General features: G+C 53.5%; 8 protein-coding genes. 5 read left to right on the top strand and 3 right to left on the bottom strand.

The genetic code is table 11. The features are described from left to right. From PA598K_RS37935 to PA598K_RS37920, 4 genes are all read left to right on the top strand, one after another. On the top strand, positions 1 to 594 hold a 594-nt coding region (locus tag PA598K_RS37935), incomplete at its 5' end, for a collagen-like triple helix repeat-containing protein (protein ID WP_260405399.1). Positions 595 to 844: 250 nt separating this feature from the next. Beyond that, positions 845 to 2,350: a collagen-like protein gene (locus PA598K_RS38770; RefSeq protein ID WP_185601925.1), complete on the top strand. Its 1,506-nt coding sequence runs from the start codon at positions 845 to 847 to the stop codon at positions 2,348 to 2,350. A 39-nt stretch (positions 2,351 to 2,389) separates the two neighbouring features. Then, complete coding sequence (locus PA598K_RS37925; protein WP_305779783.1) at positions 2,390 to 3,916, top strand: collagen-like protein; 1,527 nt, start codon at positions 2,390 to 2,392, stop codon at positions 3,914 to 3,916. Positions 3,917 to 3,919: 3 nt separating this feature from the next. Further along, positions 3,920 to 5,377, top strand: coding sequence for a pyocin knob domain-containing protein (locus PA598K_RS37920; protein ID WP_128657476.1), 1,458 nt, complete (start codon positions 3,920 to 3,922; stop codon positions 5,375 to 5,377). A gap of 121 nt (positions 5,378 to 5,498) precedes the next feature. On the opposite strand, the gene PA598K_RS13490 is transcribed toward PA598K_RS37920, so the two are convergent. From PA598K_RS13490 to PA598K_RS13480, 3 genes are all read right to left on the bottom strand, one after another. Beyond that, positions 5,499 to 6,125 (bottom strand): type 1 glutamine amidotransferase family protein, encoded by a 627-nt coding sequence (locus PA598K_RS13490; RefSeq protein ID WP_128657475.1) that lies wholly within the window; start codon positions 6,123 to 6,125, stop codon positions 5,499 to 5,501. Positions 6,126 to 6,235: 110 nt separating this feature from the next. Continuing rightward, complete coding sequence (locus tag PA598K_RS13485) at positions 6,236 to 7,198, bottom strand: helix-turn-helix transcriptional regulator (protein WP_128657474.1); 963 nt, start codon at positions 7,196 to 7,198, stop codon at positions 6,236 to 6,238. Between the two features lie 18 nt (positions 7,199 to 7,216). Next, positions 7,217 to 7,792 carry a TetR/AcrR family transcriptional regulator gene (locus tag PA598K_RS13480; protein WP_128657473.1) on the bottom strand — a complete coding sequence of 192 codons (576 nt, stop codon included), beginning with the start codon at positions 7,790 to 7,792 and terminating at the stop codon, positions 7,217 to 7,219. A gap of 149 nt (positions 7,793 to 7,941) precedes the next feature. Here PA598K_RS13480 and PA598K_RS13475 point away from each other — a divergent pair, with 149 nt between their 5' ends. Next, the gene (locus PA598K_RS13475; protein WP_128657472.1) at positions 7,942 to 8,889 is read left to right on the top strand and encodes a ketopantoate reductase family protein; all 948 of its coding nucleotides are present in this window, start codon (positions 7,942 to 7,944) and stop codon (positions 8,887 to 8,889) included.

The raw sequence follows: 8,889 nt of genomic DNA, 5'->3' as shown, positions 1-8,889 counted from the left end.
GGGTCTACTGGCTTCACTGGAATCACAGGGCCGACCGGATCGACGGGCGCTACCGGCATCACGGGACCGACCGGCGTTACCGGCTCGACGGGCTTTACTGGACCGACCGGTGTCACGGGGCCGACCGGCCTCACCGGACCCACCGGATTGACCGGGGCGACCGGGCCGACAGGGGCAACCGGTCAAGCTCTCAACTCTGTATATGCCACTATAATGGGCACAAATCCTTCTATCGGCCTTTCAGGTGCAGTACCGTTTAATTCGCTTAGTGGACCAACCGGTACAGTATCCCTTGAAAGCCCCGGAATATTTACTTTAAGCCCTGAGCACGCATATCTAATCATTTATTCTGTAGGTCAACAGTATAGAAATAATTTCCAAATTGCACGAGCTGCTTATCCCGATCCTCCATTTAATCCTATTCCGGGAACAGCTTCCATTTCAATTAACAACACCGATATTAATCACACGGCAAATGCGATTATCGATCTCCGCGGACAAGTCTCTACTAATATAGGGGTCTTAAATATAGCGAATACTACTATAACAATGGTTCCAGAGAGATGCTCAATGACAATTATAACTTTAATATAATTAAACCCTGAGACTATATGCAGTCGTAATAATAGGCCGTCCAAGCATTGGCCTGTTACAACGACTGCATTTTTTGTTTGCCGCCCTTTTTGCGGCCTAACAGGGCATTTGGATGTACAGGCTCGAGAGCTTGGACATAACGTATAGTAGACAACCTGATGCGAAATCCAGTATAAACTTGCGCTGCTGCCTATCCGGTTGTCGCCTGATATGAATCTGTACAGCCAAGTAAAAAGGAGGTGTGTAGCCTATGTCCACTCCCAATCTGCCCAATATCACCCCGACCATAAGCTTGTCGCGCGACGATGCGTTGAATCTCTTGTTCTCTTCCATCGCGATGGAGGAGCTCGGCTTGGCGCATGTCATCAATACGCAAGGAGAGAACATTCAGTTCGCGCTCGGCACCCTGGCGGGATTAAGCGGACCGGCTGCCACGCTAGCGGATGTTCTGGCTGTGAACAGCAGCAGCCAAGCCATGCTGGATACGATTGCCCGGCAGGAGATCATGCTGGATTCCAAGCTGCGGGCCGCTTCGGCCATTCCTTCACTGATCGGGCCTACCGGACCTGTCGGCATCACCGGAGCAACGGGCCCGGTTCTTAGCCTCAACGGCATGAGCGGCGATGTCATACTGAATGCGGATACCGGATTTCTACCGTTTCATAATACGGAACCCTCCTTCAGCAATTTGAATCAATTCATCGAGGCAGGGGTCTATAGCTCCAATAATCCTGCAGGCACAGCGCCTCAGAATGGTCCGCAGTCGCCGCTACCGGCACATCCGGCGGTATGGACGCTCTATGTATCGCAGGTGGGCAGCTATATCCAGCAATTGTACATTTCCAATCCGGTGCTGTTCTACCGTAGCAGCGCAAATAATGGCGCCTACTGGACGAATTGGGAACAAATCGGCCTGCGCGGTCCAACAGGCCCGACTGGAGCAAGCATCGCCGGTCCGACCGGCGCGAGCGGTCCGACTGGCCCGACTGCCGCGACCGGAGCCACCGGGTCTACCGGCGCCACGGGGTCAAGAGGTTCGACCGGCGCAACAGGCTCGCCGGGCGTGACCGGCCGCACCGGGATGACTGGTCGTATCGGCGTGAGCGGACCAACCGGCGCGACCGGGGCGTCGGGCGTCACGGGGGTAACGGGCGCGACCGGGCCTACAGGCGTTACAGGCGTTACAGGTGTAACTGGACCTACGGGCGCGACCGGGGCCCGAGGTGTGACCGGAGCGACAGGTGTGACCGGACCCACGGGGACAACCGGGGTTCAGGGGGATTCTGGTATTTTAGGACCTTCCGTCATCGACAACTTTGCCATCTATCAGCCTACCGGCGCGGTTTCGGACACGCAGGGCCCCATTGTATTCCAAGGCGTGACGAATACCAGCCCTGCTACCATCCAATTGTCACCCGATGGCCAGACGATCACGCTCCTGCCCAACAGCTACTACTATGTTTCCTTCAGCTTCCGAATGGCAATTACGACGCCGGACCCAGCAGGAACCGCACGTGCCCAAATATTGACTTTCCTTAATGGGGCCGAGCAGGATATAGGATGTATTATCGAGCAATCCCAGACGATCGCGGGGGATCCTGCGCCGGGACAAATAGCTTTGTACGCAGCAGGGTTGATCTATACCAATCCGCCGGCAACCCTTAACCTGAGGGCCTGGGCCACGACAACGCCACCCGCAAATCCGATTGCGTTTAATCCAGACCTATCCAATCTGAGCATCCTCCAGATCCTGTAGGCCGGATTGGATGCTCATCTACCAAGGAGGTGTTGAACCATGTCCAATCCTAACCTGCCCAACATTACGCCAACCATCCTCTTGTCGCGCGACGATGTGCTCAATCTCTTGTTCTCGTCGATCGCCATGGAGGAGCTTGGACTCGCGCATATTCTCAATGCAGAAGGAGAAAAAATGCAGTTTGCCCTGGGCACGCTGGCCGGGTTAAGCGGGCCGCCTGCTACGATTGCAGATATTCTCAACGTCAGCAGCAGCAACCAGGCGATGCTCGATACGGTCTTCCGTCAAGAGATGATGCTGGATTCCAGGCTGAAGACCGCTTCCGCTCTGCCAACGGTGATCGGCCCGCAAGGACCGACCGGCCCCGTCGGGCCGTCTGACGGAGTCGTCAGCATCAACGGCATGACAGGAGCTGTCACGCTGGATACGACAACCGGCTTTTTTCCGATCTCCTTGACGGGAGAATCTGGCAGCGACCTGGATGATTACACGAACCCCGGAGCCTATAGCTCCAATGATCCCAACGGTGCGGCTCCGCTGCACGGTCCGAATGCTCCGCTTCCCCAGCACCCTGCCGTGTGGACCTTGTATGTATCTCGGGTGGGCGACTATATCCAGCAGCTCTACATCTCCAACCCCGTGATGTATTACCGCAGCATCCAGCTCGGCGTCACGCTATGGACCCCGTGGGTGGAGATCAGCCAGCGCGGTCCAACGGGCGCATCCGGCCCGACGGTAACGGGACCTACAGGCGCGACCGGGCCGAGAGGCGCAACGGGTCCAACAGGCGCTACCGGCGTAAGCGGTCCAACAGGCGCGACGGGTCTAACGGGTGCTACGGGGGTGACGGGCTCGACTGGCGTCACGGGCTCGACTGGCCAGACTGGAGCCACCGGTATGACAGGCGCGACTGGCGCGACCGGCGCTTCGGGATGGACGGGGGGCACCGGCACGACCGGCGCAACGGGCGCGACGGGTGTTACGGGGGTGACCGGCGCGACCGGCCTGACGGGCGCGACCGGCGCGACCGGTGCGACCGGTGTTACGGGGGCCACTGGCTTACCCGGGTCTACCGGTATCACCGGTCCGCTTATTATTCGCAACAATGGTGGATTTTCCACTTCCGGCTCATTCCCGGCTAATTTTTATGTTCCTTATACGGAAGTATTTAATAATGACCCTCAAGGAATCGCATGGAATGTTGACAATCTCTATTTGCTGTTACACAGTGTTTTTTATATTTCTTATTCTCTGAGACTTAAGGTGGACCCGCCTATCACGGACGGTGTGTTTAAGGGAGTAGCCACGGTGATAATGGGAGGTGCGGATGCTCGTATAACTGCCATTAAGGAGCAAACAGTTGAACTCGGCCAGCCTGCTGTGGGAGAAGTAACGTTGGAATCGGGCGGTTTGATTCAAGTTGGTATCGATGGGAACTTTGAGATAATAACGAATTATAGTTTAGATCCTCCTGGAAGTAATGTTGAATTTGATGCAGACTACTCAACGATTAGCGTTGTTCTTATGCAGTCTTTATTTAGGGAAAGCCCTGAAGGAGGTGTGTAGCCCATGTCCAATCCCAATCTGCCCAATATTACGCCAACCATTACCTTATCGCGTGATGATGCCGTTAACCTGCTGTTCTCGTCGATCGCGATGGAGGAGCTTGGACTCGCGCACATAATTAATGCGGAAGGGGAAAAAATTCAATTCGCCTTGGGCACCCTGGCAGGAACAACCGGGCCGGATGTCTCGATTGCCGATGTGCTCGCGGTCAACAGCAGCAGTCAGGCGATGCTCGATACGATCTTCCGCCAAGAAATGATGCTGGACTCCAAAATGCGGACGGCCGCTGGCATTCCGACCGTAATCGGGCCTACCGGCGTGACCGGACCAACCGGCCCCGCAGCGGCGGTTGCCAGCGTCAACGGACTTACGGGAGATATTACCCTGGATGCAGCGAATGGGTTTTATCCCGTCTTTAACCATCCCTCGTATAGCGACCTGAGCCAAATGGTTCAGCCAGGGAGCCATCGTTCGATGAATCCAAATGGGGATCCGCCGCTCAATGGTCCCGACTCTCCGCTCCCAACGCATCCGGCGGTATGGACCTTGTATGTGTCCGCAGTACAGCAATATATACAGCAAATCTATATCTCCAATCCGGTGCTATATTATCGAAGCAGTCCGGATACAGGGGCTAACTGGTCGCCGTGGATCGAGATAAGCCACCAAGGTCCCGTCGGCGGGACAGGCGAAGCGGTAACCGGACCGACCGGTCCCACAGGCGGGACGGGTGTCACGGGAGTCACCGGACCGCGAGGGGCCACCGGCGTAACAGGCGCCACAGGCGCAACAGGGGTGACGGGGCTCACGGGTGTTACAGGAATAACGGGACTAACGGGAGCGACAGGGCCCACCGGCGCCACGGGCTGGACGGGCGTGACAGGCGCTACGGGTGTGACCGGCGCCACGGGACTAACCGGCGCCACGGGCGTGACCGGGGCCACGGGAGCGACCGGTGCGACCGGTGCGACCGGCGTTACAGGCGCACAAGGCCCCGACGGTGCGCCAGGTATGCCGGGAGGTACCGGCCCCACAGGCGCTACCGGCTATACGATTCTGAGGAATATGGCTGTATTTCGTCCCACAGGTTCCATTGCCAACAGTCCGATTTCTTTAGAGGAAGCATTTAATAACAGCCCTACAACCATTGAGTTTGACGACGATTTTATCCTTTTGTTACCTAACAGCGTGTACCTGATCTCCTTCAATATCCGTTTCAGACATCCGGTACCAGGAGAGACGGTTAAACTTAATCTACTGGCAAGACCGTTAAGCGGGATGTTGGAGCAAACCATTGGCACGGAAGATCCGGCTGCGGGAGAATTCACGCTGCAAGCCAGCTGCCTGGTTAGTACAGGCGCTAACTTCATCCTGGAGTTTTTTATAACCAAGGAGGGAACCCCAAACAATCCGGAGTTTGTTACGGATCAATCGAACATTACGATTATTCAAATCATGTAGGAAAAAAGAAAGCAGCAATAAGACAAGGGAGCCGCGCGATGTTCACGTCGCGCGACAGTCCCTCGCTTGCCTCATAGCGCATCTGTATAGCGGCCGCCTTCTTGAACAGCTCAACGAACTGTCATTGCACGGCGTTCATTAACGCATAGAAATATTTCGGTTCATGCGTTTTATTCAGCCGGTACCAAGCGTCCAACGTTGTTGGAGCAAATACATCAAGCGCTTGTAATACATGAACCGTAAATTCTAAGGGCGCGACTCCGCTTGCAGTGATCAGATTCCGATCGATCACAGCAGGTTCCATTTTGTAATCGTCTTCGCCTGCGTAAGCAGGACACACCATTTTTAGGTAGGCCAGATCATTGCTGGTGTGCCAACGCGAATCTAGCAATCCCGATTGCGCCAGTGCCAAGGTAGCGCCGCAAATAGCTCCCACTACGATCCCTTCCTCCAGACACCTCTCGGCCACTTTTAAGATAGGCGCGTGAATAGCTTCCATCCATGTATCTCCGCCAGGCAGTATAAGCGCATCTGCGCTCGTCATGACGCACTCCTCCACGGTAAGGTCAGGCAGGATTTTTAGTCCGCCCATTGTCGTAACAGGCGTCTTGTCGATCCCAACGGTGACGACTTTGACCGGGGACAGCCCCTTTCTGAAGTATCTTCCCGTGTTCAACTCGGCGGTTACATACCCGATCTCCCAATCGGACATCGTATCAAACACATAAAGGTAAACGGTAGGGTTCATTTGTTAGTGCTCCTCATCAAGTGTATTGGGTCCCAGCAACCATTCATCTGATATGCGTGGTTACCCTTATATTAAAACAACTTCACTGACAACCGCTGTCAGTGAAGTCGTTACGCTTCATAATATTCCATTAACTCTGCCACAAGCGCCACAAGCTTATGCTTTAGCTGCTGTGGTTCGATCACTTGAACGGACTTCCCGTAGGGGAGCAGGATATTCGGTACATGGGTATACAGCAATTCTGTCTCGATTAAAAAAACAGCCTGCGTCGAGGTTCGCTCCTGCAAATGATGCTCCAAAAACCAATGCATGCATAGATCATCCAATGCCTCTGCCCTGCCGTCAATAATGAGTGAAATAAACTCGGAGCTCCCTTCTCCACCCGGCAACAGCTTGTTCATAAAAAAAGTGCGCGCCGAAAAATCAGCGGGACGCTTGAAAGAGGATGCCGTACGAGCGAGAGTCAGAATCCGATCTACCCGAAAGCTGCGAACCTCGCGCCGCAGGTGGCAAAATGCAATGGTGTACCACTTATTGTTCCAATTCACCACGCCATAAGGGTCTATCACCCTGACCGGGGACTGCTCATCATGTCTGTTGCGATAAGCCATTTCGACCGAGCTTTCATTGGCAACCGCCTGCTCTAACTGCTGCAATACCGGCTGAACGGCCGGGTATCCCTTGCGGTTGATGACCTCGAATCCGGCCAAGTGATGGGTTAGCATCCCTTCCTGCTCCGGATTCGAATACATTTTCAATTTGGAGGTTGCTTGCTCTAATGCCTCGCTCAAAGGATAGCCAGCTTCTTTTGCAAACTGGGCCGCATGAAGCAAGGCCTTTTTTTCATCCATACTAAACAGCAACGGAGAGGTGATGAATTGGCGCAGCAAGCTATACCCGCCATTATGCCCGGTATCGGCTATGATCGGGACGCCGCTGGCACATAGGGCATCGATATAGCGATACACGGTTCTGATATGGATCTCCAGCTTTTCTGCGATTTGCTGTGCCGTCCACTTCTCTCCCGAGTTCAACATCCACAGGATCGCCAGCATATTGTCCTTTTTGGGCACAAGCCCCCTCCTCTCTGATTAACGCTGCGGATGATTCATCCCGAAGATATGATGCGATGTGATTCCATTGGCAAACAGGCTATCGATCAATTGGACCAGCTCTTCCGACGATAGATCTTTGTCATTGCGTATCCACAGGCGAAACATCGAGAGTAACGTGGAGATGTAAAACTCAATGATGTAGGGCGCCAAGACCTCATTTGTGGGGAATTGTTCAAAAATCAATCGCTCAAAAGGAATTTCTCTTTTCAGCCGTTCAATAAAATGAACCGCGCCATAGTCGCCCAAGAGGGCTTTCAGCACGGATATTTCCTCTGCGTTTTCCAGACATTGCAGCGCATCCTGGAACGTATGGGTAGAAAACTCTCGGCTCGCCATCTCCTCGTGAATGGATTGTAAGACACGCTCTTCAACGAAATCCAACAACGCATAGATATCCGTAAAGTATTGATAAAAGGTGCTGCGATTGTATCCGGATAGCTTGGCAATCTCTTGCACGGATATTTTTTCAATTGGTTTTTGGCAATACAAGTCGCAGAAGACATTAATAAAGGTTTGTCTCGTTTTGTCCGTTATTTCAGGTTGCTTATTCATGCTTGACCTCCAGGTTCTGTGCCATCGATGATGCGACAGATCTTCAAAATCTGATGGTTGATGACCCTACAGTGAGTCTATACAATAACATTATACAACACGTTGTTGGATGATCAACTAGGGTGAATATGAATATCCAGGAGGCCAGCATGAGAATTTTATTTTTCGGTCGAGGCGTCATCACCACCCAATATGCTTGGGCACTCGAAAAGGCAGGCCATACGGTTGCGTTTTATGTTAGAAAAGGGAGAAAAGAAGCGTTCGGAGATCAGATCGTGCTTGAAATGTGGGACGCACGAAAAGGGAAACAGCTCATTAAAGAAAACTGGAACGTCACCCTGCATGAGGAGATCGGCTCTGATTATGATCTCATTATTGCGAGCGTCAACACGGAGCAGCTCCCATCAGCAGCACAGCTCCTGGCGACTGCCGCCGGGAACACCCCAATCCTCATCTTCAATAATCTTTGGCAGGACTTGCCATCCGCGATCTCGCCTTTGTCTATGAACCAGGTGGTCTTTGGCTTTCCAGCAGCAGGGGGCGGCATCGCGGACAATCGGCTGAGAGGCGGCTTTTTGAAAATGATCTTTCTGGAGAAGCCGCGGGCAGGCACGGAGCAGATCAACGCCAAGTTCAAAGCACTGTTTGAAAGCGCCCGGTTTAAAATCAATGGGATCCAGGATATGCAAAGCTGGCTATGGAATCACTTTGCCATGAATGCGGCGATGGAGGCCGAGGTGTTAAGACGGGGAAGTTTTCCAGCCATTATGAATCATCGCGACTCCTTCGCCAATGTCGGCAAGCATATGAGGGAAATGCTGCCTGTACTGAAAGCAAGAGGCGCTAAGATGGACGCGATTACGCTACTGCTGACCAAGATTCCGCCAGCGCTGCTCGGCCCGCTTTTTAACAAGGTTATTTTTGCCAAGGGCAGCTTGGCGCGACTTTTCATGGAATACAACAATAGTAAAGCCGGGTTTGCGGTATCTGAGGTTGTGAGAGAAGCCGAAAAGCTAGGCATCCCTTTGCCACGCCTGAGTGCGGTATTAGCAAACTCGAAAGCATCGGTCGCCGCCCAGGGGACGACGACACGATGA

This window comes from Paenibacillus sp. 598K (assembly GCF_003851045.1).
Lineage (GTDB): Bacteria > Bacillota > Bacilli > Paenibacillales > Paenibacillaceae > Paenibacillus_D.
The sequence above is the reverse complement of the archived record's forward strand: the minus strand, read 5'-3'. Positions and strand labels throughout refer to the sequence as shown.